Here is a 26,800-nt window from a genome sequence, read left to right as displayed (position 1 = left end):
CCTTCCCCCAGTTCACTGCCTCGGAGCCCCACCGCGGCCGGGCAGACCGATGCCGATCATGGCCAGCGTGCGCGCGTTGAGACGCCCGTCACCCAGCCCCAGCTCGACCACGTCGTAGAACACCCGATCGTCCCGACGGGCAGCCCGGACCGCCGCGTCCACCACCCGCCGTCGTCGTGCCAACCAGGCGGCGAACGAGCTGTGCCGCAGGTGGGTGCCGAGGCGGCGGCGCAGTCCCTGGGCGTAGCGGGCGGCGGCCTCCTCCGGTGCCTGGGCCGCCGCCGCGCCGGCAAGCGCACCGGAGAGCAGCGCGTAGAAGATGCCCTCACCGGTGAACGGATTGATCAACGACAGCGCGTCCCCGGCCAACAGCGTGCGACCTCGACCCGGTGCCGGCCGGTGGGTGGACAGGGGCAGATGGTGGGCACGCAACGCGGTCACCGTCGCCAGGTCGGTGCCGGGCAGCAGCGCGGCCAGCCGGTCCAGCAGGTAGGCCCGGCTCAACGGCTCACCGCGCAGCACCTCCCCGTACCCGACGTTGGCCCGTCCGTCGCCGATCGGGAACGACCAGGCGTACGCCGGCCAGCGTGCCCGCGAGGTGACGATGAGCTGCTCGGGCGGGCCGGGGAGGGCCGGCGCGTACCCCCGGATGGCCAGCGCCAGGTGCCGGTCCGGATTCTGCGGGTGGCCGAGGGCCCGCCGCACCACCGACCCGGCACCATCGGCGCCCACCAGCACCCGCCCGGACAACTCCCCGTCCAGCACCACCCGGTCGGCGCGCGGCTCGACCCGGCGGACGGTGTGCCGACGCAGTTGGGCGCCGGCCGCCACGGCAGCCGCCACGAGGCGCGCGTCGAAGACCTCCCGGGGCACGGTGTACGCGGGGCGGGGCAGCGCCCGGGCCACGGCACCGCCACCGGGCGCGATCATGCGCAGGGCGGGCAGCGGGGCGTAGCCCGCCACCGCCTCGGTCACCCCCAGCTCGGCAAGCACGTCCACCGAGTGCGCGGCGATCCCGTCGCCACACGCTTTGTCCCGGGGGAAGTCGGCCCGGTCCAGCAACAGCACGCTGGCACCCGCCCGGCGGGCGGTCAGCGCGGCGGCTGCCCCCGCCGGTCCGGCCCCCACCACCACCACGTCGAACTCGTCGCTCACCGTGCGCCTCCCTCCGGCCGGCGCGACTGCTCCCGCACCGCCCCGACGATCCACCCGCGCCGCCACGTCGGTCGTTGTGACCGACGCCACCCCGCCATCCTGCCCCCTGTCGGCACGCGCGGACCGCTCTCGCACTGGCACGTTTCCCGGCCGTCGTCACCGGAGCGACCGATCCGCGAGAGCGCGCCCGCATGATCACGCCGCGGCGGTGCGGCGCGTCGATCACGCCGCGGCAGCGCGGTGTGCGCCCGCATGACCACGCTCGAACCATGAAGTAGTGGTATCGGCGCATCGATGAGACCCCTACTTCCTTGTTCGAGCGCGATCTTGGCGCGGGGCGGGCGCGGCGCAGGGCGCGCGGCGCAGGGCGCGCGGCGCAGGGCGCGCGGCGCAGGGCGCGCGGCGCAGGGCGCGCGGCGCAGGGCGCGCGGCGCAGGGCGCGCGGCGCAGGGCGCGCGGCGCAGGGCGCGCGGCGCAGGGCGCGCGGCGCAGGGCGCAGGGGACCCGGGACCGCGCGGGGCGCGGGGCGTCGTCGGGTCAGGCTGGGACTGCGTCGTCGGCGCGGCTCGCCCGGCGCAGGCCGTAGAGGGCCAGCGCCGCGGCGGCGAGCAGGGGGCCGCCGTCGCGGACCAGGCCGTCCACGCCCAGCAGCCACCAGCACAGCGGCAGATCCACGGCGAGTACGACGACCGTTACGGCGACCAGCAGGCCACGCGCCCAGTCCTTGCCCCGCATCAGGAACGCGGTGCAGAACAGCACGGCGTAGCTGGCAGCGATGCCCGCGCCGAACCAGAATAGGACGGCCGGTACCGCGCTCAGCCGCCCGTCCAGGATGGATCCTCCGGCCACCAGGGCTGGTACCAGCATCAGCGGGCTGTAGGTGAACGCCGCCACCCGGCTGGTCAACAGCCAGGCGTTGGCCTGCGGCCGGCGCGGAGGGGTCTCCCGCCAGGAGATGCCGTCCCGGTCGATGACGAGTCGGGGCCGGTGCCGGACCAGGTGCCCGGCCAGCGCCGACGAGCGGTAGAGCAGCCAGACCACCGCGGCGCAGAGCGCGGTGAGCACGGCGAAGCCGAGCAGCCCGGGCAGCGGCGGCACCCCCTGCCGGGGCACGATGAGTCGGCCGACCGCGAAGATCGTGGTGACCGCGAGGATCAACCCGAACGGGCGGGCCACCGTGCGGCCCCGCCGGACGTGCCCGATCAACAGCAGGAAGCCGAACGAGCGCAGCATCGCCCAGCCGGTCCGTACGGCCAGTCCGAAGCCCTGCTCCGGGGCGTACCACCAATTGAGCAGCTCGACCACGACGGTCGCCGCCGCCGTCGTCGCGAGCAGGATGGTGAGCACCCGGACGGCGGACGGCCGCCGGACCTGGGTCTCGGCGGCCGTCCTCATGGGATCCGATGATGCCCGCAGGGGGCGGTCTTCACACCTACCGCTGCGGCTGCGCGGCGTCCAGACGCGCGCGCAGCGCGTCCAGCTCGGCCCAGAGCACGCCGGGCAGCTTGTCACCGAACTTCTCGAACCACTCCGTGATCATCGGCAGCTCGTTGCGCCACTCTTCCGGGTCGACCTTCAGGGCGATCCGGACGTCCTCCGGGGTCATGTCCAGACCCTCGACGTCCAGCGCGTCCGGCGCGGGGACCATGCCCACCGGGGTCTCGACCGCGTCGGCCGTGCCCTCGATCCGCTCGACGACCCACTTGAGCACCCGGGAGTTCTCCCCGAAGCCCGGCCAGAGGAACGAACCCTCCGGGTCCTTGCGGAACCAGTTGACGTAGTAGATCTTCGGCAGCTTCGCCTCGTCGCCGTCAGCGCCCTTGCCCATCTCGATCCAGTGCCGGAAGTAGTCCCCGGCGTGGTAGCCGATGAAGGGCAGCATCGCCATCGGGTCCCGGCGGACCACGCCGACGGCACCGGACGCGGCCGCGGTGGTCTCCGAGGAGAGCGTGGCACCCATGTAGACGCCGTGCACCCAGTCGCGGGCCTCGGTCACCAGCGGGACGGTGTCCTTGCGGCGGCCACCGAAGAGGATCGCATCGATCGGTACGCCGTTCGGGTCGAAGTACTCGTCGGCGAGGATGGGGCACTGGGTGATCGGGGTGCAGAACCGGCTGTTCGCGTGCGAGGACAGGCTGTCGCTCTCCGGCGTCCAGTCGTTGCCCTTCCAGTCGATCAGGTGCGCCGGCGGCTCACCCATGCCCTCCCACCAGATGTCGCCGTCGTCGGTGAGGCCGACGTTGGTGAAGACGGAGTTGCCCCGGTCCAGGGTGCGCATGGCGTTGGCGTTGGTCTTCCAGTCGGTGCCGGGCGCGACGCCGAACAGGCCGTACTCGGGGTTGACCGCGTAGAGGCGGCCGTCCGGGCCGAACCGCATCCAGGCGATGTCGTCGCCGATGGTCTCGACCTTCCAGCCCGGGATGGTCGGCTCCACCATGGCGAGGTTGGTCTTACCGCAGGCGGACGGGAACGCGCCGGCGATGTGGTACGTCTTGCCCTCCGGCGAGGTGATCTTGAGGATCAGCATGTGCTCGGCGAGCCAGCCCTCGTCCCGGCCCATCACGCTGGCGATCCGCAGGGAGTAGCACTTCTTGCCGAGCAGCGAGTTGCCGCCGTACCCGGAGCCGTACGACCAGATCTCCCGGGTCTCCGGGAAGTGCGAGATGTACTTGGTCTCGTTGCACGGCCAGGCCACGTCCTGCTGACCGGGGGCGAGCGGCGCGCCGATCGAGTGCAGGGCATGTACGAAGTCCGCGTCGTCACCCATCGCCTCGAGGATCCGGGCACCCATCCGCGTCATGATCCGCATGGAGGCGACCACGTACGGGCTGTCGGTGATCTCGACACCGAACATCGGAGACTCGGCCTCGACCGGGCCCATCACGAACGGAATGACGTACATCGTGCGACCGCGCATCGAGCCCCGGTACAGATCCGTCATCGTCCGCTTCATCTCGGCCGGTGCCATCCAGTTGTTGGTGGGGCCGGCGTCCGCCTCGTCGACGGAGCAGATGTAGGTGCGTTCCTCGACCCGGGCGACGTCCGACGGGTCGGTACGGGCGTAGAACGAGTTGGGCTTCTTCTCCGGGTTCAGCCGGACCAGCGTCCCGGCCTCGACCAGCTCGTCGGTGAGGCGGCGCCACTCCTCGTCGGACCCGTCCACCCAGACGACACGGTCGGGGGTGGTCAGTTCTGCGACCTCACGGACCCAGGCGAGCAGTTTCGGGTGGGACGTCGGGGCCTGATCGATACCCCGCACAACAGCCGGAGCAACCATGACACATCTCCTTGTGGTCGACGCTGACCGATCTATGGGATGCACGAGACTCAGCGGCGCGATGCGACGCCTTCGTGGAAACCTGGGATTGGCCTCAGCGTAAACCGGACAGCCTTCCGAGTCAGTGGGACTGGTTGTGAAGAACTGCACAAGCTACGGCTACGCTGCGGCATCACGAGCTAATACCCGCTTTCCCGCGCAGTTTCACGCAAATCTTGTTGTGCACCCCGGCGGACTCTTGTTGCGGTCGGGCCGTGGACATGCCCCGCCGACCGGTGCGTGGATTCCCGTTCCGGGCCGCGACAGTCCTCCCAATTGGTTACGCTGCGTTCAACCGTTCCGCACACGGCGCTGGCCTCCCGCGTGCGGCCACACCCGCTCGCCGTTGCTACCCCGCTGACTGGTCCACAGCCGGTAGGCTCGCCCCGTGGCCGCCACGATGACCGGGGAGCAACCGGGTCCCCGGCAGACCCGACCGGGTCTGGTCCGCAAGATGCTGGATCGTTTCGGTCACCTCGTCCGCGAGATGAGCAAGTTCGCCACCGTGGGCGGTGTCGCCTTTCTCGTCGACTTCGCGCTCTTCAACTACCTGACGAGCAGTCGCGGCGTGGAAGAGTTGACGGCCAAGACGATCTCCACGGTGATCGCGGCCTCCGTCGCCTTCCTGGGCAACCGGTTCTGGACGTGGCGCCACCGTCAGCGCAACCACCCGGCCCGTGAATACGCGCTGTTCTTCCTGTTCAACGCAGTTGGGCTCGGCATCGCGGTGGCCTGCCTCGCGATCAGTCGGTACGGGCTCGGCAGCATCTGGCCGGCCGTGTTCGAGACGCGCCTGGCCGACAACGTGGCCAGCTACATCGTCGGCACAGGGTTCGGCACGCTGTTCCGATTCTGGTCGTACCGGCGGTTCGTCTTCGTCGAAGCGGGAACCCCGACCGTTCCGCAGGTCATGCCCGACCGTGACCACGGGGCGTGACCTGCCGCCTACCCTGTTCGGCCGGTGATCGCCGGCTGACACGACTGCCCTAAGGTGTTTCGCATGCGTCTTGTCCGTCTGCTGCCTGAGCGCTGGCAGAAGTTCATCCACGAGGCGCTCAAGTTCGGCATCGTCGGCGGCATCAACACCGTCATCAATTACGCGGTGTTCAATGCCCTTGCACTGACCGTTTTCGTCAATGGTCAGTTGAAGGCAACCGTGATCGCGACCATCGTCGCCACGATCACGTCGTACCTCATGAATCGGCACTGGACGTACCGGGATCGCCCGAAATCAGCACTTCGACGCGAGTACGTCCTCTTCTTCCTTTTCAATGGCGCTGGTCTGCTCATTGAGCTCGGCGCGGTGGCTGCGGCCAAGTACGGCCTCGGCGTGCACGGCCTGCTCGCACTGAACGTGGCCAAGACCGTCGGCGTCCTGCTCGCCACGCTGTTCCGGTTCTGGTCCTACCGGACCTTCGTCTTCCAGCCCGTCGCGAAGGTCGAGGACGAGACGAAGTCGGACTCCACCTGGCACGACATTCCGCGCGACGAGTGGGACACCATGGCGGAGATGGACCCGGTCGCCGAACTCGCCGAGTCGGTCTCCGAGCTGGAGGAGGCGGAGGCCGCGCACCGTGGCGATCCACCGCCCGGCGCTCCCACGCAGGGGCGGCCCAGGCGGCTGAGCGTCAGCCCCGCTGCCGACCTGGACGCGGAACTCGCCGCAGAGCTGCACGTCGGCACCCGCCGCTCACCCCGCCGGTGACGACACCCGTCGCGCGCTCCGGCACCGGACAACCCGCCGAGCTGTTCTTCGAGGATCTCGTCCCCGGGCTCACCGTCGATCTCGGCGTGGTCACCGTGGACGGCGACGAGATGGTCGCCTTCGCCCGTCGATTCGACCCGCAGTGGTACCACGTCGACCCGGACCTGTCCGGGGAGAGCCGGCATGGTGGGTTGATCGCGAGCGGCTTCTACACGGTCAGCCTGTTCATGCGCGCGTACGTCGACCACCTGCTGTCCCGGGCGGCGGCGGACGCCTCCCCGGGCCTGGAGGAGCTGCGCTGGCTCGCTCCCGTGCGCGCCGGCGACCGGCTCGCCGTTCGGGTCGACGTGATGGGAGCCCGACCGTCCACCGCCCGGCCGGGGCTCGGCACCGTCAGCCTCACCGGCACCATGCTCCGCCTCGGCCCGGACGACCGGCCCGAGCAGGAGGTGTTGCGCACCCGGTTCCGTGGCTGGTTCGCCGCGCGACCGACCGAAGCCGGCCCACCCGCCAGCGACCCGCCCGAAGCCGGCCCACCCGCCAGCGGCCCGCCCGAAGCCGGCCCACCCGCCGGCGACCTGCCCGAAAGCGGCGCGGCCGGCGCTCGCGCCAGCACGCCGTCACCGGCCGGGACCATGACGGACGGGGCCGTACCGTCCGCGAGTGCCCCGCCCACTGTCGACCCGCACGACTGACCCGCCCGACGTCGGTCAGGGCGGGTCTCCGTCGTTACGGATGATCAGGTCGTGGTGTCGCGCAGCGGCTTACCCTCGCTCATGTCGGCCAGGATGTCGCGCATCTCCCCGTCGCCCAGCGAGTGCTTGTCGTGCTGTGCCTCGACCAACTCGTAGAGGGTGGTCTGTACGCGGCCGACCCCCGGCACGTCAGCCAGCACCGACTGGCCACGCTCGCCGGCCGACTCGATGGTGAGCGTGCCGCAGCCCAGCAGACGCTCGACGAACTGCTGGTTCATCGAGTGGTCGTTGATCCGGGTGAGCGGGAGGTCCCGCCGGTCCCGGGAGAAGACACCCTGCTGCAACAGCACACGTTCATTGGTGAACAGGTAGTGGGTGGTACGCCAGACCAGGAACGGCCACAGACCGAGCCACAGCACCGCGACCAGGGCGATCACCCCGATCACGGCCAGCGCGATCGAACCGCCACTGCTCTCGGGCAGCAGGAGCACGCCGACCACCACCGCGGCGATCGCCAGCACCAGCACCACGATCGGCCGGATCAGTGCCTTCCAGTGCGGATGTAGGTGCAGCACGACGTGCTCGTCCTTCGTGAGCACATCTTCTGGAAACGCCACGGGGAACCTCCAACGCCATCTTCTCGACGCGCAGACGGTAAACCCCCCAGAGCCCACCACAACATCCGCCACGCGGCCCCACCCCACACTTCACGATCTTGCAAAGTGGAAGGCCGGTCGCGGCCGTCGTGCGTTCGACGCCGGTCGTGAGATCAGCGCAGGTGGAGGACGTCACCGGCGGCCAGGGTACGGGTGGTCGTCGCGGTGGCCACCTGGAGTTGGCCGTCCCGGTCCACCCCGGTCGCTGCGCCGGTCAGCACCTCACCGTCGGGAAGCATGACGCGCACCTCACGGCCGACCGTCGAACAGGCCGCCAGGTAGGCGTCGCGCAGACCGCTGGCCACCGCGTCGCCGCCCGCCGAACGCCAACTGTCGTACCACTCGGCCACCGAGCGCAGCAACGCACGCAGCAGCGGATCCCGGTCGGTGGCCGCCGCGCCGGCCAGTTGCAGCGACGTGGCCGGCAGCCCGGTCGGGTTCACCGGCAGCTCGTCCGCGCGCAGCGTCACGTTGAGCCCGATGCCGAGCACGATGGCCGGCGGCTCGTCCGGTGAACGCCCGGGCACCACCTCGGCCAGCACACCGGCGCACTTCGCGTCGTCGATCAGCAGGTCGTTGGGCCACTTGAGGGTGGCCTCCAGCTCGGCCAACCGGGCCACCGCCTCGACCAGCGCCACGCCGGCCAGCAACGGCAGCCACCCGTACCCGGTGGGTGGCACCGGCAGCCAATCGCGGTCCGGCACGGCCTCGCCAGGCCGCAGCAGGACGCTGGTGGTGATGCCGGCCCGCGCCGGCGACTGCCAGACCCGACCGCGTCGACCACGCCCGGCGGTCTGCTGCTCGGCGACCACGACCAGGCCCTCCGGCTCGCCGGTCCGAGCGGCCTCGGCCACGTCGGCGTTGGTGGAGCCGGTCTCGGTGCGCAGCTCCAGCCGGGCCCACGGCCCGTTCGGCGCGACCAACGCGCGGCGCAGCCGGGCCGCCGACAGCGGCGGGCGATCAAGATTCGTGTACGGGGAGCCCGACATCCCGTCAGCCTACGGCGGGCGGCGCGTCGGCACTGAGGCGTACTGCACAGCGGCACCCACCTGAACCATCGTTATATTCCCTGGGTGACTACCGAGACCGGGACCAACACCCACAGCACCGCGGGCAAGCTGGCGGACCTGGAGCGCCGGGTCGACGAGGCGGTGCACGCCGGGTCGGCCCGCGCCGTCGAGAAGCAGCACGCGCGCGGCAAGAGGACCGCCCGCGAGCGGATCGAGATGCTGCTCGACGAGGGCTCCTTCGTCGAGCTGGACGAGTTGGCCCGGCACCGGTCCACGGCCTTCGGGCTGGAGAAGAACCGTCCCTACGGCGACGGCGTGGTCACCGGCTACGGCACGGTCGACGGCCGGCAGGTGTGCGTCTTCGCCCAGGACTTCACGGTCTTCGGTGGCTCACTCGGTGAGGTCTTCGGCGAAAAAATCGTCAAGGTGATGGACCTGGCCATGAAGATCGGCTGCCCGGTGGTCGGCATCAACGACTCCGGCGGCGCCCGCATCCAGGAGGGCGTGGTCTCCCTCGGCCTCTACGGGGAGATCTTCTTCCGCAACGTCCGGGCCTCCGGTGTCATCCCGCAGATCTCGCTGGTGATGGGTCCCTGCGCCGGCGGCGCGGTCTACTCCCCGGCGGTCACCGACTTCACCGTGATGGTCGACCAGACCTCGCACATGTTCATCACCGGACCAGACGTCATCAAGACGGTGACCGGCGAGGACGTCGGCATGGAGGAGTTGGGCGGGGCGCGGACGCACAACTCCCGCAGCGGCAACGCGCACTACCTCGCCAGCGACGAGGAGGACGCGGTCGACTACGTGAAGGCGCTGCTGTCGTACCTGCCGTCGAACAACCTCGACGAGCCGGTGGTCGTCGAGGCTCCCGCCGCGCTGGAGATCAGCGACGAGGACCGCGAACTGGACACCCTGATCCCGGACTCCGCCAACCAGCCGTACGACATCCACACGGTGATCGAGCACGTCCTGGACGACGGGGACTTCCTGGAGGTCCAACCGCTCTACGCGCAGAACATCGTGGTCGGCTACGGCCGGGTCGAAGGACGGCCGGTCGGCGTGGTCGCCAACCAGCCGATGCACTTCGCCGGCACCCTGGACATCGCCGCCTCGGAGAAGGCCGCCCGCTTCGTGCGCACCTGCGACGCGTTCAACATCCCGGTGCTGACCTTCGTGGACGTTCCCGGCTTCCTGCCCGGCACCGGCCAGGAGTGGGACGGCATCATCCGCCGGGGCGCCAAGCTCATCTACGCGTACGCCGAGGCGACCGTCCCCAAGGTCACCGTGATCACCCGCAAGGCGTACGGCGGGGCGTACGACGTGATGGGTTCCAAGCACCTCGGCGCGGACCTGAACTTCGCCTGGCCGACCGCGCAGATCGCGGTGATGGGCGCGCAGGGCGCGGTGAACATCCTCTACCGCTCCGAGCTGGCCGGCGCGGACGACCCGGCCGCGGTGCGGGCCGAGAAGATCGCCGAGTACGAGGACACCCTGGCCAACCCGTACGTGGCCGCCGAGCGCGGGTACGTCGACGCGGTGATCCCGCCGCACGAGACGCGTACCCAGATCGTCCGGGCGCTGCGCGTCCTGCGCACCAAGCGGGAGACCCTGCCGCCGAAGAAGCACGGCAACATCCCGCTCTGAGGCTGGTGTCAGCAGGGCGGGTTGGCGGCGGCGCACATCCGGGCCGCCGCCGCCACGGTGAGCTGCATGAGCTCCGCCTCGGTGCTCTCGTAGCCGAGGCGGAGTACCGAGACGGTGTCGCCGACCCGGACGACCGCCAGCAGGATCGGCGTCGGATCGTCGGCGAGCGGCTGCCCGGTCTGCACGTCCCGCGGGGCGGTGAGCGAGTCGCGCAGGATGGCGGCGTCGTCCCCGGCGAAACCCCTCTGCGCCACCGCCCACCGGTGGACCGCCTCCATCGTGCGGATGCCCTCTGCCGTCTCCACCTGCCCGACGCTGCGCCACTCGGCGCAGGGTGCGACCAGCTCGTCCAGATCGGCGAAGAGCTGCGTGGCCGCTTCGGGCACCATTCGGAAGAGATCCTGCGTGAACACGCCCTTGCTTTGCGTGGCAGCGCTCGGAGACTGCTTGTGCACCAGGGTCTGCGAGCGGGACAGGATGGACATCTTCCGTCCGTCCGAGCGCCCCTGGCTCGTCCGGCAGGAGTCGAGCTCGTGATCCAGTTGGACCGGCTCACCGAGCCCGGAATCGCTGAGCTGCACATCGACGGGCTGCGGCAGGTCGGCTGGCTGCAACAGTGCGTCGGTGGTGATCTCGTGCCGGGTCGGCGAGGCGGACGCGACCGGCAGGGCCGGCGACGGAGTCTTGCGCGGAGCAGCGACCGCCACGCCGGCAACCCCGGCGAGGGCCAGCACGACGGTGGCCACCACGATCCTGCGCTGGCTGCGGCGACGGGCCTGGGCGCGAATCTCCTCCGGGCCGAGCCAGCGCACGTCCTGCAGGTCCCGCTGGACCTGTTCGACGAACGTCAGGTCGTCACGCATCGGTGGCCTCCTCCAGGTCAGAGACGGCGAGCAGCCCGGCGAGCGCGGCACGCCCTCGGGAGAGTCGAGCCTTGACCGTGCCCACCGGAGCTTCGGTCTCCCGCGCCACCTCGGCGACCGGCATGCCCACCAGGTAGTAGAGGGCGATGGCGACGCGTTGCTCCTCGGGCAGCCGGCGCAGGGCGGCGACCACCTCGACGGTGTCGGTGCCCGGGCCGGGAACGGTCTCGGTGGCCCCGTGCCGCAGGTACGCTCGGGCCCGGCTGCGCAGGCTGCGCCACCGGCTGACGGCGATCCGGCTGGCCACCACCCGCACCCACGCCTCCGGGTCGTCGTAGCCACCGACTGTGGACCAGCGCTGCCAGGCCCGGATGTACGCCTCCTGCACGGCGTCCTGCGCCTCGCCCCGGTCGCCGGTGAGCACGTAGACGAATCCGAGCAGCCGTTGCCGACTCCCCCGGTAGAACTCGTCGAACCCGTCGACGTCCGGCACCCGCTACCTCCCCGTGTCGGTCGCAGGGAACACGCACCGGGCGGGGCCGTCGGTTGCCCCGATCAGGCGATCATCTTCTCCAGGTGGGCGAGTGGGAACGCGCCCGCCGCGATCCTCTCCCGGACCGCCCGGCGTACCGCCCGTTGGACGGCGACGTTCGCCGGTGTCGGTACGCCGTGCAGCCGGCCGAGCAGCGCGACCTCGCCGTTGAGGTGGTCGACCTCGGTCGAGCCGGTGCCCCGGGCCAGACTCTGCCAGGTGGAGCCGCCGGAGCGGGCCTCGCCGTCGACCGGTCGCTGGCCGACCAGGTCGCCACGTTCGGCCTTCTCCTCCTCCGTCGAGGTGTGCGCGATGCCGGCGGCGGCGAGCGCGGCCACGCCTTCGGCGCGTACCCGCTCGGCCAGCGCGTCGGGGATGTCCCGACCGAGCAACGCCTGCAGACCGTTGCCGAGGTTGCTGAGCAGCTTGCCGTACTTCCAGCGCATGACGTCCGCCCGCACCGGGGCGACGAAGCCGGCGGCGTCCAGGTCCGCGGCGATCACCCGGTCGGTGTCGTCGGCACCGCTCGGGTAGCGGCCGATGTGGAGCATTCCCGGGTGCGGGTAGCCGTTGGCCACCACCACGCCCGGGTCCAGGTGGGTGGCGGGCAGCCAGACGCAGACCGGGTGCACGTCGGCGAAGAGGCGCAGCGCGGCCCGCTCGTTGGCCACCCCGTTCTGCGCGGTCACCAGCGGCAGCCGCTCGCCGGCCGTACCGCCGCCGGCCACCGGCGCGTCCACCCAGGCGGCCAGCGCGCCGTCGGTGTCCTGCGACTTGACGGTGAGGACCAGCACCGTGTCCGCCGGCAGCGGCTCGTCGCCGGGCCCGTCCGTGGCGGCGAGCCGGGCGGTGACCTCACCGTCGGGCTGCCGCAGCGTCAGCCCCCGCTCCCGGATCACGTCGAGGTGCGCGCCACGGGCCACCAGGGTCACGTCCCGGCCGGCCTCGGCCAACCGCACACCGATCGTCCCGCCGACTGCGCCCGCCCCGATGATCACGTATCGCATGCCCCCATTCTGCCCGCCCCTCCGCCCCTCATCCCGCCCTCATCCCGTCGATCATGGAGTTGTGGTGCCCGAGTCGGGAGTTTTCGCGGCTTTTGTTACCCACCACAACTCCATGATCGACCGTGCGAGGTGGGGGGCGGGGTGGGGTGGGGGGCGGGCGGGTCAGACCGTCAGGCCGGGGCCGGTGAGGATCGGGCCGGCGAGCAGGAGCGCACCGGCGACCAGGGCGGCCAGGTTGACCAGTGCGAAGACCATCACCCAGAAGATCGCCGGGAACGGGGTCAGTCCGGCGAGCTGGTCGGCGTCGGAGGCGGGCATCCGGCCCCGCGAGCGCAGCCGTTGCAGCTCCACCACCGGCCGCACCCCACCGAGCAAAAGGAACCACACCCCGGTGTACGCGAACGCGGCCTGGACCTGCGGCGTGGCGTACCAGGAGACGGCGAACACCAGCGCACCGGTGACCAGCAGCGACACCACGCCGAAGGCGTTGCGGATCATGACGAGCATGGCCAGCAGCAGCGCCACCGCCACCCAGAGCAGGAGGGTGATCCGGTTACCGCCGAGCAGCCAGGCGCCGGCCAACCCGACCAGTGGCGGGGCGACGTACCCGGCGAGCAGGGTGAGGATCATGCCCGGTCCGGTGGGGCGGCCGGCGGAGAGCGTCAGCCCGGACGTGTCCGAGTGCAGCCGGATGCCGCGCAGCTTCCGGCCGGTGAGCAGGGCTATCAGTGCGTGCCCACCCTCGTGGGCGATGGTGATGGCGTTCCGGGCGATCCGCCAGGGCAGCCGGGTGGACACCACCACCAACGCGACGGCGGCGGTGATCAGCACCAGCAGCGCGGGCGGGTCCGGCTGCGCGCCGAACAGCGTGTCCCACTTCTCGCCCAGTCCGTCGATCGACATCATGGGGCGCGAGCCTACCGGCGGCGTTCCGTGTCGCTCCGGAGGCATCGGCTCGTATCCTGTGAGACTGATCGGGTGGCGAGTGAAGCGGGAGGTGAGCGCCGATGAGTGCGGAACCCCTGGGACACCACGTCGGGCTCTGGACCGAGGCCGACTACTTCGCCCTGGGTGAAACCCCGGACCGGATCGAGCTGCTCGACGGGAGCCTGATCGTGAGCCCTGCCCCGAGCCGATGGCACCAGCGGGTGTCGCGCCGGCTGGCGAACAGCATCGAGGCAGCGGCTGATCCTGACGGCCTGTTGGTCTATGAGGCGATCAACGTCCGGCTCGGCATCGACCGGGTCGTCATTCCGGATCTCGTCGTGACCGACATCGACGACGACGGCGCCTTTCTCGACGCCGACCGGGTTGCCCTCGTTGGAGAAATCGTCTCGCCCGGCAACGCCGCTGCCGACCGGCTGGTCAAGATGCAGCTCTACGCCATCGCGCGAATTCGCTGGTACCTGCTTGTCGAGCAGGACGGGGACGGGCACTCGCTGCGGCTGTACCGGCTGGACGGTGAGCACTACGTCGAGGACCAGGTGGCCAAGCCCGGCGAGACGTTGACTGTCGTCGAGCCGTTCCGCTGGCAGCTCGACCCGGCCACGCTGCACTGAACCGTCCCACTCGGCACACCGGGCCTTCGCATCCCGTCGATGAAGCTTTTTTCAGCTGCACTTGCGATCTTGGGCACTTACCTCCAAAGATGGTTGTCGATAGAGCGATCCTCTTGGAGGCACTCATGGTCCGTACCCCGTCACCGCTGCGCCGCGCGCTCGCGGCCGGCCTCACCGTCCTCGCCACCACGGCGGCGGCCCTGGTCGCGACCGCCGGACCGGCGGCCGCCGCCACCACACCCGGCGTCGACGTGTCCCGCTACCAGGGCACCATCAACTGGACCAGCGTCCGCAACGCGGGCATCCAGTTCGCCTTCATCAAGGCGACCGAGGGCACCAGCTACAAGGACCCGAACTTCAACGCGAACTACGTCAACTCGTACAACGCCGGGGTGATCCGCGGGGCATACCACTTCGCCCGCCCGAACATCTCCGCCGGCTCCACCCAGGCCAACTACCTGGCCTCCAACGGCGGCGCCTGGTCGGCGGACAGCCGCACCCTGCCGGCCGCACTGGACATCGAGGCCAACCCGTACAGCGGCGGCTACTGCTACGGGCTCAGCACCACCGGGATGCGCAACTGGGTCCAGGACTTCCTGAACACCTACCGCTCCCGCACCGGCCGGTACGCGGTCATCTACACCACCACGAGCTGGTGGAACCAGTGCACCGGCAGCTGGACCGGCCCGTGGGCGAACCACCCGCTCTGGCTGGCCCGCTGGTCGAGCACGCCGGGCGCCCTGCCGGCCGGCGCGTCGGTGTGGAGCTTCTGGCAGTACACCAGCACCGGCGCGGTCTCCGGGATCAGCGGAAACGTGGACCGCAACTACTGGAACGGCGACCGGAGTCGCCTGATCGCCCTGGCCAACAACACCTGACCGGGCCGTTGGCGGCAGCGGGATCGACGGTCACCTCACGGTCGACAATCGGTCCGGCTGCCGCCACACAGTCGATTCAGGCCCGCCGTCGGCTCAGCGCCGGCACCACAGCTTCCTCGCGAGCCAGCGCACCCCGGCGCGACAGCCGCCAGGCGGCGACCCCGCAACCGGCAACGATCACGACGCCGAGCAGTGCGATGAGCGCCGGAACCCCCACGGCGACCAGCAGCAGGATCGCGTCGCCGAGCGCGACGAGCATCCACAGTGCCAGCCGGGGCCGGGTGTCCCTCCGTCGGTAACCCATGTCGTGCCTCCCTCCGTCGTCGAAGGTCAAATACCCAGGACGACGGAAGGTCATGCGAATGAGTTTCAGTCCTGGCGGTCGGGCACGAAACCGGCGGCGATCCGATCGAAGTTCGGCAGGTTGGCCTGCCAGTCCTTGTCGGCGATCTCCCACCGCAGGGCGTAGCCCCGGTTACTGGCCGTCACGAACCCACGGTTACGGACGTGGATCCGCTGCCCGTCCCGGGTCTCCAGCCACTCCCAGTCGCCGCAGGTCTTCCAGAAGTCGCAGGGCTTGATGCCGAGGTTCTGGTAGTTGTTGACGAGCCTCTTGCGGTTCGGCTCCTGCTCCCGCCAGTCGGCGACGGCGTCCTTCTCCGGGGTGTTGGTCCACTGCACGAGCAGCTCGCCCGGCCCGTTGGACTGGTCGAAGACGACAGTGTTGCCGTCGACCTGGCTACGCACCCAACCGTCGGGGATCGGCAGGGTGAAGCCGGCCGGATCCTTGTGCAGCTTCCAGCCCGCCGGGAGCGCGTTCGGGTCCGCCGAGGGCGTTGCCGAGGGCGTCGGGCTCGGCGCACCGGTCGTCGGCGGCGGCACGGCCGCCGCAGTGGTCGGCGCGGGCGCCGACGTCGCGGCGGCCACACCTGTCGGGTCGGCCTGTGGGGTCGCGTCGTCGTCCTTGGTGAGCAGCGGCACGATCACCACGAGGCCGATCAGCAGCAGGGCGACCAGGGCCCCGACCAGCAGGTTGCGGCGGGTGTTGTTCGGCTTCGTGCCGTCCGACAGCGGCACCGCCGCGCGACCGGCCGGACCCACCGGGGGCATGAGAGACGTCGGGGTCGACGGCTTGCGCTGCTCCGGCGCCACCGGCGGGCCGTCGACGATCGTCGGCTCGTCGTCGTCGTTGGCCGTACCGTCGCCGGTCGAGTCGCCGGTGACCGTGACCTTCGCGGTCGGGTCGGCGTCGGCCGGGGCCGGTCGGTCGATCGTGGCCGTCGGCTCTGCCGCGGCCGCATCGGGCTCCACATCGGACGCAACCACGGCCGTCGGCATGGCATCGGCGGTCGTCGGCGTCGTGGCGGCCGGTGGCGCGTCAGGGACCGGGGTCACGGCAGCGGCGGCCGGCGGCGGCGACACCGGGCGATCGATCTTCTCGGCCGGTCGCGGTGCCGGCACCACCGGCAGGCGCGGCTCGCGCGGACCGTTCGGCCCCGGTCGACGTACGCCATCGAGCAGCGAAATCCCGCGCGACCGCTTACCCCCGGCGCGGCGCAGCAACCGCTCCGCCACCTCGGCGGTGATCCGCTCGTTCGGGTCCTTGCGCAGCAGCCCGTTGAGCACGGCCTTGAGCGGCCCGGCGTTCTTCGGCGGCGGGATCGGCTCGGTGGCCAACGCGGCCAGGGTGCCGATCGCCGACGGCCGGGCGTACGGCGACTTGCCCTCGACCGCCGCGTAGAGCGTGGCGCCCAGCGACCACAGGTCGGCCTCGGGCCCGGCGGTACCGTCGCGGGCCCGTTCCGGCGAGATGTACGCGGGTGAGCCGAGCACCATGCCGGTGCGGGTCACGTTCGGGTCGCCCGGAATCGTGGCGAGGCCGAAATCGGTCAACACCACCCGGCCGTCCTCGCCGAGCAACACGTTGCCCGGCTTGACGTCGCGATGCATGACGCCCGCCTTGTGAGCGGCGCTGAGCGCCCCCAGCACACCGAGCCCGATCTCCACCGTGCGGGCCACCGACACCGGGCCGTCCTCGGCGAGCGTGTCCTGCAACGACCTCGACGCCACGTACTCCATGACGATCCACGGATCGCCGTCGGTGCGCAGCACGTCGAAGATGCGGACCACATTGGCGTGGTTGAGCCGGGCGATGGCCCGCGCCTCCCGCAACGAGCGCTCGCGCATCTCGCGGCGCTCCTCGTCGGTGAGACCGGGCGGCGGCACCAACTCCTTGATCGCGACATCCCGGTGCAGCACCTCGTCGCGCGCCTTCCACACCCGGCCCATGCCACCCTGGCCGAGCGGCGACAGGAGCCGGTATCGGTCAGCGACGAGTTGGGGAAGCGCGTTCGACATCGCTGAGACGGTACCCGGACCCGCCGACGCTCACACCGCCGGCACGCCACTGTGCGTTCCCCGTAACTTCCGGCCGCGTACCCTGGCGGCATGTCTGCCGAAGAGCCGCTGATCCGGGTCGTCCGCGGTGTGCCAACCGCCGAGGAGTTGGCCGCTCTCGTCGGGGCGATCGTCGTCCGCTCCCGCCCGGCCGTGACCCCCGCCCCGGTGACCGCGTCCGCCTGGGCGCGCAGCGGGCGTCCGGTCAGCCCCGGCGGGTGGCGCGCCGCCGGCCTGCCACGCTGACCCGACCTACCCGGACGGGGGCTGCCAGGGGCACGTCGAGCCGTTACCCTCACTCAGGGAAGCGGTGCCGTCACACGTAGGGAGGATCCGTGATCCCTGAGGAGGGTCGGCCAGCGCCCTGGTTGCGCGGATACGGCGGCATCGAGGCCGACATCAGCCAACTCCGCGACTTCGCCGACCGGCTCGCCGCCGAGGTCGAGAGCAACTACGCGCCCCACCTGTCGTACATCGCCGAGGACATGTCCGCGAAACTGCCCAACCCGTGCGACGCCTTCGTCGAGTTGGTCACGTTCCTGCACGCACACCACGAGACACAGCAGGCCACCGCCGACATGGTCTACGCCGTCCGAGGCGCCACCGGCCACCTCGCCGCCGCCGCCGATCGGGTCGCCACCCACTACGCCGACAGCGACGCCTTCACCGCCGCCCGGGTGGTCGACGTCCGGCGTGCCCTCGCCGACCCGAGCGCCGTCCTACCCGGCGGGCCAACGCCGATGCTGGCCGACCCGACCAGCCCCGACGCCGAAGGGCCGGTGGTCCTGCCGTGATCGAACGAGGCACCGGCCGCACCTCCGGCCTCACCGACTGGCAACTCATGGACGTCAACAGCATGTGGGCCTGCCTCGCCGACCACGACACCGCCAACCACTGGAAGCAGGTCGCCGGCTGGCGCAAGGTCTGCGACCTGGCCCAGACACACCTCGGCCGCCTCCAGGAATACCGGCGCGGGCTCGCCGCCGCCTGGCCACCCGAAACCAGCGCCGCCTCCAGCACGTACCTCGCCGAACTCGACGAGCTGATCGACAAGGTCCAGCGCACCCACGACGCCGCCGCCGCGAATTACACCGCGCTGTCCGCCGCCACCCAGGCCATCAGCACCACCCGCGCCGCGCTCCGCAAAATCCACGAGGTGTACGCGACCAAGCTCCAACAAAAGCAGGCGTACGACTCGATCGCCGCCGACCCGAAAGCGGTAATGGGCAACCGGGTCACCACACCACCGGTTGCCGATGGGGAGCTGGAACAGCTGAACGTACAGGCCCGGAGCATGATGTTCGGCCTCAGCGGCGAACTCCAACAAGCCCAAGCAACACTCCAAAAACCACCAGCAGCGCCGAGGACTAATCCTGGCGTCGATCAAAGCGACTCGGACGTCTACGGCGGGCCACCCATCATTCCTCCAGTCGTGCCAGTTCCACTTTTACCATCCGCAACAACTCCACCAAGCCCAGCCGCAGGGCTGGTGGGGGCATCAACGAGTCCCAACATCGGGCCAGTCCTTGGCGGAGCAGGTGGGGTAATTAACCCAAGTCCCGCAAGCCCGGTCCCGCCAATCGGCGTTACCTCGCCAACGCCAATCACTGCAACGCCTGGCTTCGCCGGGGGACCGCCATTACCACCTGTCATTTCTGCACGCGAAAATCGCCCGGATAACCCGCGGAAGCAGCCCTATACGGCCTATACACCAAGCAACGAATCAGGGGGCAAAGGCAGCTCCTCTGCCCAACCACGTCCAATGCCGCCCGGGGGACTCATCGGCGGCACGCCTGGGATGGGACTCAGCCAACCGGGGTCTAGCGCCAACCAACCTCGCCGCATCAATCCAGTGGGGGGTCTCATCGGCGGCGGCAGCGCCGGAACAGGACCCACCGGCGGCGCAGGCTCTCATCCCAGGGGCGGCCGAGGCGCAGGTGCCCTCCACGGAATGTCACCGTTCGGCCTGGGTTCCGCCGACCGTAGCGGCATGAGCCCTGGGGGGCCTGCGTCCACGGGACGCGGTGTCCGGGCAAAGTATGACGAGGAACCGCATCGCTGGGACCCCGACCACCCTTGGGAGACAGGCAAAGGCGTCGCCCCAATTGTTCGACCGCCGAATGAGGATGATCCTATCGATCCCGGTCCGGCCATAGGCCTTGACCGTTGACCCTAAGAACCTGCGGAGCGCTACTGGCTTGCCTCCATCTCACAGCTGCGCTGCTGCCCCTACCGGCAGCAGCGCCCAGCAATCCGTCTCCGACAGGTGTCGAACGGGTACGTCAGGACCAATGGCACCTGGGCTACCTCAATGCCACCCAGGCGCAGAGGATCAATAAGGGCAGAGGCGTGATAGTGGCCGTGCCGGACACCGGCGTGGCACCTCACCCTGATCTGAGTGAAAATCTCCTAGCCGGTACCGACATCATCGCCGACGGCCGAGATGACGGCCAGCAAGACCAGAACAGCCACGGCACGGGAATGGCTGGAATAATCGCCGCTCACGGGCGGCCGGGCAATATCGGCGCTCTCGGCATCGCCCCAGAATCCAGAATCCTGCCAATTCGAACTAGTCGAACAGACCAGGATGGCGACAGCGACCACCTCGCGATCGCGATTGAGTACGCCATTGCCCAAGGGGCTGCGGTTGTCAGCATCTCTTCGGTCGCAGGGCCGAGCACTCGATTACAACGCGCGGTAGAGGCGGCAGTACAGGCCAATGTCATAGTAATTGCAGGGGCAGGAAACAAGCCCCGTGATACATTCGTCAGATTCCCTGCGGCTTATCCAGGCGTTGTCGCGGTGGGTGGAATTGACCGAAATGGGAACCGCGCGGCCATTTCCGTGACCGGACCGGAGATTGACGTGGTCGCACCCGCGGTCGACATCTACAGTACGAGTCTCGACGGCAAGTACCGCAAGGGCACCGGAACCTCCGACGCGACTGCGATCGTGGCTGGGGCGGCGGCATTGATCAGGTCGAAATACCCCTATCTGCCTGCGCGAGAGGTAGCGCACCGGCTCACGGCCACCGCTATCGACAAGGGCCCGCCTGGGCGCGACGACGAGTACGGCTATGGCGTGATCGACCTCGTGGCGGCGCTGACGGCAGACGTACCGCCGCTGGGGTTTGAGTCGGTGAGCGCGCCGGCCGGTGCTGGCCCGTCGACGACGGCCGCCGGGCGGCGACCGGATGATGATGGCAGCGGCGCTTCGGCGCGTGGTTTGGCCACTCTGGGCGTGATCGTGGCTGCCGGGGTCGCTTGGGCGGTGGTGGCGCGGCGTCGGCGTCGCAGTGATGATCCACCTCCCAGAATCAGTCGCTGATCGGTCTGCGACAGGCTGATCGACTCGGGTTTCTTGAGGTCGCGGTATCCAGGCCAGCAGGACACCCCGATATCGAGGAAGCCGAGTCGATGAAGTAGCCCGGGGCGATCAGGGGCGGGTGGCGGCCCTGGTGGGTGGGTTGCCGGTAACGTCGGGCTCGTGTCTGACTCTTTGCCGCTTCGCCTTGTGCTCGCTTCGGCGAGCCCTGCCCGTCGTAAGCTCCTCCAGGCCGCTGGCATTGAGCCGGATGTGCTGGTCAGCGGGGTGGACGAATCCCTCGTGGTGGCCGACCGGGCCGAGGAGTTGTGCCTGGAGTTGGCGCGGCTCAAGGCCCAGGCGGTGCTGACCCGGCTGAGCCCGGCCAACGATCAGCGGACGCTGGTGGTCGGTTGCGACTCGGTGCTGGCCTTCGACGGGGAGATCCTCGGCAAGCCGGCGGATCCGGCGGACGCGACCCGGCGGTGGCAGCGGATGCGGGGGCGTAGTGGGGTGCTGCACAGTGGGCACTGCCTGGTCGACGTGGTCGCCGGGCGGCGTGCGGAGGCGGTCGCCTCGACGACTGTCCACTTCGCCGACATCAGTGACGACGAGATCGCGACGTACGTGGCCAGTGGCGAGCCGCTGGCCGTGGCCGGCGCGTTCACGATCGACGGGCTGGGCGGGCCGTTCGTGGAGCGGATCGAGGGTGACCCGGGCACGGTGGTCGGGTTGTCGATGCCGTTGCTGCGACGCCTACTCGCCGAGCTTGATCTGCGGATCACCGACCTCTGGACGACTGTCGCGCCGGGCGGCCAATCCGTCGAGCCACTCGGTACGGTCCGGTCATGACCACCAAGTCGATCCCGCTCACCGACGAACTGCACGCCTATCTTGTCGCACACGGCTCCCCGCCGGACGAGATCATCCGGGACCTGGCCGAGGAGACCCGGTCGGTGTTGCCGGAGCACGCCACGATGCAGGTGGCGCCGGAACAGGCGGCCTTCCTGACCTTCCTCACCCGACTTCTGGACGTGCGACACGCCGTCGAGGTCGGCACGTTCACCGGGCTCTCGTCGCTGGCGATCGCCCGCGGTCTGCCCGAGGGTGGGCAGCTGACCTGCTTCGACATCTCCGAGGAGTTCACCGGCATCGCCCGGCGCTACTGGGCTCGGGCCGGTGTTCAGGACCGGATCGAGCTGCGCATCGGCCCGGCCGGGGAGACGTTGCGGCAGTTGCCGCACGAGCGCTACCTGGATTTCGCGTTCATCGACGCGGACAAGACGGGCTACCCGGTCTACTGGGCGGAGTTGGTGCCCCGGATGCGTCCGGGTGGGGTGATCGCTGTCGACAACGTGCTGCGCGGCGGCCGGATCGTCGCGCCGCAGGACGAAGGCGACCGGGCCATCGCCGCCTTCAACGACGAGGTGCTCGCCGACGTGCGGGTTGACCCGGTGATGTTGCCGATCGCGGACGGCCTCACCCTCGCCCGGGTGCGCTGAGCGGCGACAGCCGGCCGCTTTGGCCCACTCGGGTTCCTGGAAGTCGCGGCATCCCACGCGATAGGACGCCCCGACTTCCAGGAAGACCGAGTCGATCAAGCCAGACCCAGGCCAGACCGGAGCCGGCGTCAGCGGACGCTGCGGGCGAACTGTCTCGCGGCCCAGACGACACCCAGCACGGCGAGCACCGCGGTGATGCTCAGGCCCTGCCAGACCTTGTCGCTGCCGAGGTCACCGGCGAACAGTGCTCGGGTGCCGTCGACCGCCCAGGAGAACGGGTTCCAGTCGGCGATGCCCTGCAACCAGCCGGGGGCGAACGTCAGCGGCAGCAGGATGCCGGACAACAGCAGGACCGGCTGCGCCACGGTGTTCATCAGCGGGGCCAGCGCGTCCTCGCTCTTGACCTTGAGCGCCACGCCGTAGGAGACGGCCGAGGTCATGAGGGCGATGAGGGCCAGCATCAGGTACGCCAGCAGCAGGTCACCGAGGAACACCCGCAGGTCGAACAGGAGCGCCAGCAGGGTGATGATGACGGCCTGCACGAGGAGCGAGACCACGTCGCGTAGTGAGCGCCCGAGCAGCAGGGCGAGCCGGCTGATCGGGGTGACCCGGGAGCGTTCGATGACGCCGGCTCGCAGCTCGGCGATGAGGCCGAACCCCTGGAACAGGCCGCCGAAGATGGCCAGCAGCACCAGCAGACCGGGTACGAAGATCTTGTAGGCGGCGGCCTGGGTGGGTGCGTTCAGGGCCGGCTTGAGCAGTGGGGCGAAGAGCAGCAGGTACATCACCGGCTGGAACACGCCGACGAAGACCCAGACCGGGTTGCGCAGCAGCAGTTGGGTCTGCCGCTGGAAGATCAGCCACGTGTCACGGGCGAATTTCATGAGTGGTCTCCGAGTGGTCAGGACTCGCGCAGCGAGCGGTGGTCGGGACTCGCGCAGCGAGCGGTGGTCGGGACTCGCGCAGCGAGCGGTGGTCAGGACTCGCGCAGCGAGCGGCCGGTCTTGGTGAGGAAGACGTCGTCCAGGCTGGGCCGGTGCAGCTCGATCGAGCGCAGCTCCAGGCCCGCGTGGTCGAGTCGACGCAGCACCTGCGGGATGGCGGTGGCACCCTCGTCGACGTAGAGGCGCAGGCCGCCCTCGTCGACGGTCTCCAGCTTGTTGACGAACGGCTCGCCGTCGAGGGCCTTGGCGGCCTGTGGGGTGGCGGTCAGGTCGAGCCCGACCAGCACCACGTCACCGGAGATCTCCCGCTTGAGCGCGGCGGGGGTGCCCTCGGCCACGACCTCGCCGTTGTCCATGATCGCGATCCGGTCGCAGAGCGCGTCCGCCTCGTCCAGGTAGTGCGTGGTGATGAAGACGGTCATGCCGTCGCTGCGCAGTCGACGGATCTCGTCCCACATGTGGGCGCGGCTCTGCGGGTCGAGACCGGTGGTCGGCTCGTCCAGGAAGACGATCTTCGGCTCGTGGATGATGCCGAGCGCGATCTCGACCCGTCGCCGTTGACCGCCGGAGTAGGTCTTGCACTTGCGGTCGGCGTACTCGGTGAGTTGGAAGGCGTCCAGCGCGCGGACGGCGCGGCGTTGCGCGTCGGCCTTGCCGATGCCGTACATGCGGGCGTGCAGCACCAGTTCCTCACGCGCGGTGGACTCGTCCCAGGTGCTGCCGCCCTGCGGGACGTAGCCGATGCGGCGGCGCACCTCGGCCGGGTCCTTGCGCAGGTCGGCACCGGCGATGGTGGCTTCGCCGCCGTCCGGCTCGATCAGCGTGGCGAGCATCCGCAGCGTGGTGGTCTTGCCGGCGCCGTTCGGGCCGAGGAAGCCGAAGATCTCACCCTCGGCGACCTTGAGGTCGACGCCCCGCACGGCGTCCACCGTCTTCGTCTCTCGACCCGCGCGGGAGCGGAACGACTTCCGCAACCCCCTGGTCTCGATCATTTCTGCTCCTGGTCGTTCGGGCCGGTCGAGCCGGCCGCCGAGTGGGACGACGCCGGACGGCGCACTCCCCCGCTGTGCCACCAGCAGGCTAACGCGATATAACGTTTTTAGTCAACGTTGATTATTGCGCGTTGGGCGCGGGCCGCTCCTCGCCGTCCCGCCACCCCGGCCAACCATCCGCGTTCTCCAGCTCAGCAGGCAGGTACGACACACCGGACTCGACACGTTCCGCGATTCGTTCGCACCACCCGACCTCCGCCTCCGCGCGTGCCGACCAGAGCTCCACCATCCAACTGACGTGCACCGGCTTGGCGTTACGGATCCAGTCCGACTCGAGCGAGGCACGCATCGAGGCGACATTGGCGCGGAGCAGGTTGGCCCGGTTCCGCAGGGCCGCCGCCGCCTCCGAACGGGGCATCGCCGGCAGGAAGGAGAACGCTGCCGTGAACGGGTCGGGCGGTTCGCTGAGGTTCCACCAGAGGTTGCGCAGCAACGTCTCGAACTCGTCCTCCCCCTTGGCGGTCACCTCGTAGGTGGTCCGCGCCGGACGAGCGCCGACCTGCTCGGTCGCGACGGCGTTGAGCAGCCCTTCCTCGGTGAGTTTGCGCAGCGCGTGGTAGATCGATCCGGGCTGCACGTTGGCCCACTTGTCGGCGCTCCAGCTCAGCAGCTCACGGCGTACGTCGTAGCCGTGCACGGGCTGCATCCACCGCACCAGACCGAGGATCATCATTCGAGTCGCAGACACCTCACAAGCGTAATAGCCAAGTTTGACTAAGACGGAGTGGCGCAGTGCCGCATCCCACACTGAGCGATCGTTAGGGCCGCCGGGGTGGCCGATACACTCCCCGTCAGTAACCTGCCCGGGAGGAGCCACGAAGGTGCGCAAGGTACTCATCGCCAACCGCGGCGAGATCGCCGTCCGGGTGATCCGTGCGTGCCGCGACGCCGGCCTCGACAGCGTCGCCGTCTACGCGGACTCCGACCGCGACGCCCTGCACGCCACCCTCGCGGACGAGGCGTACGCGCTCGGCGGTGACAGCGCGACCGAGACCTACCTGCGCATCGACAAGCTGCTCGACGTCGCCGCCCGGGCCGGGGCCGACGCCGTGCACCCGGGATATGGCTTCCTCAGCGAGAACGCCGACTTCGCCCAGGCCGTCATCGACGCCGGGCTGACCTGGATCGGCCCCACCCCGCAGGCCATCCGCGACCTGGGTGACAAGGTCACCGCCCGGCACATCGCCCAGCGGGCCGGCGCGCCGCTGGTCCCCGGCACCCCGGACCCGGTGGCCAGCCCGGACGAGGTGATGGCCTTCGCCGTCGACCACGGCCTGCCGGTCGCCATCAAGGCCGCCTTCGGTGGCGGCGGTCGCGGCCTCAAGGTCGCCCGCACGATGGAGGAGATCCCGCAGCTCTTCGAGTCGGCCACCCGCGAGGCGGTCGCGGCGTTCGGTCGGGGCGAGTGCTTCGTCGAGCGCTACCTGGACCAGCCCCGCCACGTCGAGGCGCAGGTCCTCGCCGACCAGCACGGAAACGTGATCGTCGTCGGCACCCGGGACTGCTCGTTGCAGCGTCGGCACCAGAAGCTGGTCGAGGAGGCTCCCGCGCCGTTCCTCACCGACGCCCAGCGGGCGCAGATCCACGACAGCGCCAAGGCGATCTGCCGCGAGGCCGGCTACCACGGCGCGGGCACCGTGGAATACCTGGTCGGCGTGGACGGCACCATCTCCTTCCTGGAGGTCAACACCCGACTCCAGGTCGAACACCCGGTCACCGAGGAGACCGCCGGCATCGACCTGGTCCGCGAGCAGTTCCGGATCGCCGACGGCGAGAAGCTGCGGATCACCGAGGACCCGACGCCGCGCGGGCACTCCATCGAGTTCCGGATCAACGGCGAGGACCCGGGCCGCAACTTCCTGCCCGCACCGGGCACCGTCACCGCACTCCGGCTGCCCACCGGCCCCGGCGTGCGGGTCGACACCGGCATCTCGGCCGGCGACGTGATCGGTGGCAACTTCGACTCGCTGCTCGCCAAGGTGATCATCACCGGTGAGACCCGGACCGAGGCGCTGGAACGCGCCCGGCGCGCGCTGGACGAGATGGTCCTCGACGGCATGGCCACCGCGCTGCCGTTCCACCGGCTGGTCGTGCGGGACGAGGCGTTCACCGCCGAGCCGTTCACCGTGCACACCCGGTGGATCGAGACCGAGTTCCACAACACCGTGCCGCCGTTCGCCGCCGCCGCCGGCGTCGCCGAGGCGCCGGCCGAACGCGAGACCGTCGTGGTCGAGGTCGGCGGCAAGCGCCTCGAGGTCAGCCTCCCCGCCGGCTTGGGCGGGAGTACGACCACCGCGGCACCCGCCTCCCGTAAGCCGACTCGGCGCGGTGGCGGCGGTGCGAAGGCCGGCGCTCCGGTCGGTGGGGACGCGCTCACCTCGCCGATGCAGGGCACCATCGTCAAGATCGCGGTTGCCGACGGCGACACCGTGGCCGAGGGTGACCTGGTCGTGGTGCTGGAGGCGATGAAGATGGAGCAGCCGCTGCACGCCCACAAGGCGGGCACGGTCAGCGGCCTCGCCGCCGAGGTCGGCGCGGTCATCACGGCCGGTGCCGCCATCTGCACCATCGCCTGACGG

At 70.3% G+C, this 26,800-nt stretch carries 27 protein-coding genes; 13 read left to right on the top strand and 14 right to left on the bottom strand.

Annotation, left to right across the window (positions count from 1 at the left end):
* Window positions 1–12: 12 nt before the first annotated feature.
* The 3 genes from O7614_RS06005 to O7614_RS05995 form a co-directional block, all read right to left on the bottom strand.
* Window positions 13–1,155 carry a geranylgeranyl reductase family protein gene (locus O7614_RS06005; RefSeq protein WP_278137487.1) on the bottom strand — a complete coding sequence of 381 codons (1,143 nt, stop codon included), beginning with the start codon at window positions 1,153–1,155 and terminating at the stop codon, window positions 13–15.
* Between the two features lie 537 nt (window positions 1,156–1,692).
* Complete coding sequence (locus O7614_RS06000) at window positions 1,693–2,550, bottom strand: hypothetical protein (protein WP_278137486.1); 858 nt, start codon at window positions 2,548–2,550, stop codon at window positions 1,693–1,695.
* A 37-nt stretch (window positions 2,551–2,587) separates the two neighbouring features.
* Entirely contained in the window at window positions 2,588–4,432 is a 1,845-nt protein-coding gene (locus O7614_RS05995; protein WP_278137485.1) for a phosphoenolpyruvate carboxykinase (GTP), read from the bottom strand.
* Between the two features lie 427 nt (window positions 4,433–4,859).
* Between O7614_RS05995 and O7614_RS05990 the strand changes: the two genes are divergently transcribed.
* The 3 genes from O7614_RS05990 (at window position 4,860) to O7614_RS05980 (ending at window position 6,871) form a co-directional block, all read left to right on the top strand.
* Window positions 4,860–5,408, top strand: coding sequence for a GtrA family protein (locus O7614_RS05990; protein WP_278137484.1), 549 nt, complete (start codon window positions 4,860–4,862; stop codon window positions 5,406–5,408).
* A gap of 63 nt (window positions 5,409–5,471) precedes the next feature.
* The gene (locus O7614_RS05985) at window positions 5,472–6,176 is read left to right on the top strand and encodes a GtrA family protein (RefSeq protein ID WP_278137483.1); all 705 of its coding nucleotides are present in this window, start codon (window positions 5,472–5,474) and stop codon (window positions 6,174–6,176) included.
* Window positions 6,173–6,871, top strand: a complete 699-nt coding sequence (locus tag O7614_RS05980) for a MaoC/PaaZ C-terminal domain-containing protein (RefSeq protein ID WP_278137482.1) — start codon at window positions 6,173–6,175, stop codon at window positions 6,869–6,871. Before O7614_RS05985 ends, O7614_RS05980 begins: the two co-directional genes overlap by 4 nt.
* Window positions 6,872–6,915: 44 nt before the next feature.
* On the opposite strand, the gene O7614_RS05975 is transcribed toward O7614_RS05980, so the two are convergent.
* On the bottom strand, window positions 6,916–7,488 hold the full coding sequence (locus tag O7614_RS05975; protein ID WP_278137481.1) for a PH domain-containing protein: 573 nt from the start codon (window positions 7,486–7,488) through the stop codon (window positions 6,916–6,918).
* A 152-nt stretch (window positions 7,489–7,640) separates the two neighbouring features.
* Window positions 7,641–8,516: a biotin--[acetyl-CoA-carboxylase] ligase gene (locus O7614_RS05970; RefSeq protein WP_278137480.1), complete on the bottom strand. Its 876-nt coding sequence runs from the start codon at window positions 8,514–8,516 to the stop codon at window positions 7,641–7,643.
* Between the two features lie 84 nt (window positions 8,517–8,600).
* Between O7614_RS05970 and O7614_RS05965 the strand changes: the two genes are divergently transcribed.
* Window positions 8,601–10,184: an acyl-CoA carboxylase subunit beta gene (locus O7614_RS05965; protein WP_278137479.1), complete on the top strand. Its 1,584-nt coding sequence runs from the start codon at window positions 8,601–8,603 to the stop codon at window positions 10,182–10,184.
* Between the two features lie 8 nt (window positions 10,185–10,192).
* On the opposite strand, the gene O7614_RS05960 is transcribed toward O7614_RS05965, so the two are convergent.
* From O7614_RS05960 to O7614_RS05945, 4 genes are all read right to left on the bottom strand, one after another.
* Window positions 10,193–11,047: a hypothetical protein gene (locus tag O7614_RS05960; RefSeq protein ID WP_278137478.1), complete on the bottom strand. Its 855-nt coding sequence runs from the start codon at window positions 11,045–11,047 to the stop codon at window positions 10,193–10,195.
* Window positions 11,040–11,540, bottom strand: coding sequence for a SigE family RNA polymerase sigma factor (locus tag O7614_RS05955; RefSeq protein WP_278137477.1), 501 nt, complete (start codon window positions 11,538–11,540; stop codon window positions 11,040–11,042). The genes O7614_RS05960 and O7614_RS05955 overlap by 8 nt, the downstream gene beginning before the upstream one ends.
* Window positions 11,541–11,602: 62 nt before the next feature.
* The gene (locus tag O7614_RS05950; protein ID WP_278137476.1) at window positions 11,603–12,586 is read right to left on the bottom strand and encodes a 2-dehydropantoate 2-reductase N-terminal domain-containing protein; all 984 of its coding nucleotides are present in this window, start codon (window positions 12,584–12,586) and stop codon (window positions 11,603–11,605) included.
* 162 nt (window positions 12,587–12,748) lie between these two features.
* A complete protein-coding gene (locus tag O7614_RS05945) occupies window positions 12,749–13,492 on the bottom strand; it encodes a M50 family metallopeptidase (RefSeq protein WP_278137475.1) in 744 nt (247 codons plus the stop codon).
* Window positions 13,493–13,593: 101 nt separating this feature from the next.
* Here O7614_RS05945 and O7614_RS05940 point away from each other — a divergent pair, with 101 nt between their 5' ends.
* Together O7614_RS05940 and O7614_RS05935 are read left to right on the top strand one after the other, a co-directional pair.
* Window positions 13,594–14,145, top strand: coding sequence for a Uma2 family endonuclease (locus O7614_RS05940; protein ID WP_278137474.1), 552 nt, complete (start codon window positions 13,594–13,596; stop codon window positions 14,143–14,145).
* Window positions 14,146–14,270: 125 nt separating this feature from the next.
* A complete protein-coding gene (locus O7614_RS05935) occupies window positions 14,271–15,023 on the top strand; it encodes a GH25 family lysozyme (RefSeq protein WP_278142166.1) in 753 nt (250 codons plus the stop codon).
* A 76-nt stretch (window positions 15,024–15,099) separates the two neighbouring features.
* Here O7614_RS05935 and O7614_RS05930 read toward each other — a convergent pair whose 3' ends face one another.
* Together O7614_RS05930 and O7614_RS05925 are read right to left on the bottom strand one after the other, a co-directional pair.
* The gene (locus O7614_RS05930) at window positions 15,100–15,327 is read right to left on the bottom strand and encodes a hypothetical protein (protein ID WP_278137473.1); all 228 of its coding nucleotides are present in this window, start codon (window positions 15,325–15,327) and stop codon (window positions 15,100–15,102) included.
* A gap of 65 nt (window positions 15,328–15,392) precedes the next feature.
* Window positions 15,393–17,381: a serine/threonine-protein kinase gene (locus tag O7614_RS05925; RefSeq protein WP_278137472.1), complete on the bottom strand. Its 1,989-nt coding sequence runs from the start codon at window positions 17,379–17,381 to the stop codon at window positions 15,393–15,395.
* A 90-nt stretch (window positions 17,382–17,471) separates the two neighbouring features.
* Here O7614_RS05925 and O7614_RS05920 point away from each other — a divergent pair, with 90 nt between their 5' ends.
* From O7614_RS05920 to O7614_RS05895, 6 genes are all read left to right on the top strand, one after another.
* Window positions 17,472–17,666 carry an acyl-CoA carboxylase subunit epsilon gene (locus tag O7614_RS05920; RefSeq protein ID WP_278137471.1) on the top strand — a complete coding sequence of 65 codons (195 nt, stop codon included), beginning with the start codon at window positions 17,472–17,474 and terminating at the stop codon, window positions 17,664–17,666.
* A gap of 89 nt (window positions 17,667–17,755) precedes the next feature.
* Window positions 17,756–18,214 carry a hypothetical protein gene (locus O7614_RS05915; protein WP_278137470.1) on the top strand — a complete coding sequence of 153 codons (459 nt, stop codon included), beginning with the start codon at window positions 17,756–17,758 and terminating at the stop codon, window positions 18,212–18,214.
* Window positions 18,215–18,261: 47 nt separating this feature from the next.
* A complete protein-coding gene (locus tag O7614_RS05910) occupies window positions 18,262–19,590 on the top strand; it encodes a hypothetical protein (RefSeq protein ID WP_278137469.1) in 1,329 nt (442 codons plus the stop codon).
* 53 nt (window positions 19,591–19,643) lie between these two features.
* Complete coding sequence (mycP, locus tag O7614_RS05905) at window positions 19,644–20,747, top strand: type VII secretion-associated serine protease mycosin (RefSeq protein WP_278142165.1); 1,104 nt, start codon at window positions 19,644–19,646, stop codon at window positions 20,745–20,747.
* A gap of 159 nt (window positions 20,748–20,906) precedes the next feature.
* Complete coding sequence (locus tag O7614_RS05900; RefSeq protein ID WP_278137468.1) at window positions 20,907–21,575, top strand: Maf family protein; 669 nt, start codon at window positions 20,907–20,909, stop codon at window positions 21,573–21,575.
* Window positions 21,572–22,225 carry an O-methyltransferase gene (locus O7614_RS05895; protein WP_278137467.1) on the top strand — a complete coding sequence of 218 codons (654 nt, stop codon included), beginning with the start codon at window positions 21,572–21,574 and terminating at the stop codon, window positions 22,223–22,225. Before O7614_RS05900 ends, O7614_RS05895 begins: the two co-directional genes overlap by 4 nt.
* 128 nt (window positions 22,226–22,353) lie before the next feature.
* Here the strand turns inward: O7614_RS05895 and O7614_RS05890 are convergent, their stop codons facing one another.
* The 3 genes from O7614_RS05890 to O7614_RS05880 all read right to left on the bottom strand — a co-directional run bounded on the left by O7614_RS05890 (window position 22,354) and on the right by O7614_RS05880 (window position 24,894).
* Window positions 22,354–23,109: an ABC transporter permease gene (locus O7614_RS05890; RefSeq protein WP_088986366.1), complete on the bottom strand. Its 756-nt coding sequence runs from the start codon at window positions 23,107–23,109 to the stop codon at window positions 22,354–22,356.
* A gap of 92 nt (window positions 23,110–23,201) precedes the next feature.
* Entirely contained in the window at window positions 23,202–24,161 is a 960-nt protein-coding gene (locus tag O7614_RS05885; RefSeq protein ID WP_278137466.1) for an ATP-binding cassette domain-containing protein, read from the bottom strand.
* Window positions 24,162–24,282: 121 nt separating this feature from the next.
* Entirely contained in the window at window positions 24,283–24,894 is a 612-nt protein-coding gene (locus tag O7614_RS05880) for a PadR family transcriptional regulator (protein WP_278142164.1), read from the bottom strand.
* Between the two features lie 148 nt (window positions 24,895–25,042).
* Here O7614_RS05880 and O7614_RS05875 point away from each other — a divergent pair, with 148 nt between their 5' ends.
* Window positions 25,043–26,797, top strand: coding sequence for a biotin carboxylase N-terminal domain-containing protein (locus tag O7614_RS05875; RefSeq protein WP_278137465.1), 1,755 nt, complete (start codon window positions 25,043–25,045; stop codon window positions 26,795–26,797).
* Window positions 26,798–26,800: the final 3 nt, after the last annotated feature.

Origin of the sequence: Micromonospora sp. WMMD961 (assembly GCF_029626145.1) — a bacterium.
Classification (GTDB): Bacteria; Actinomycetota; Actinomycetes; order Mycobacteriales; family Micromonosporaceae; genus Micromonospora.
This window is presented reverse-complemented; position numbering and strand designations above follow the sequence as displayed.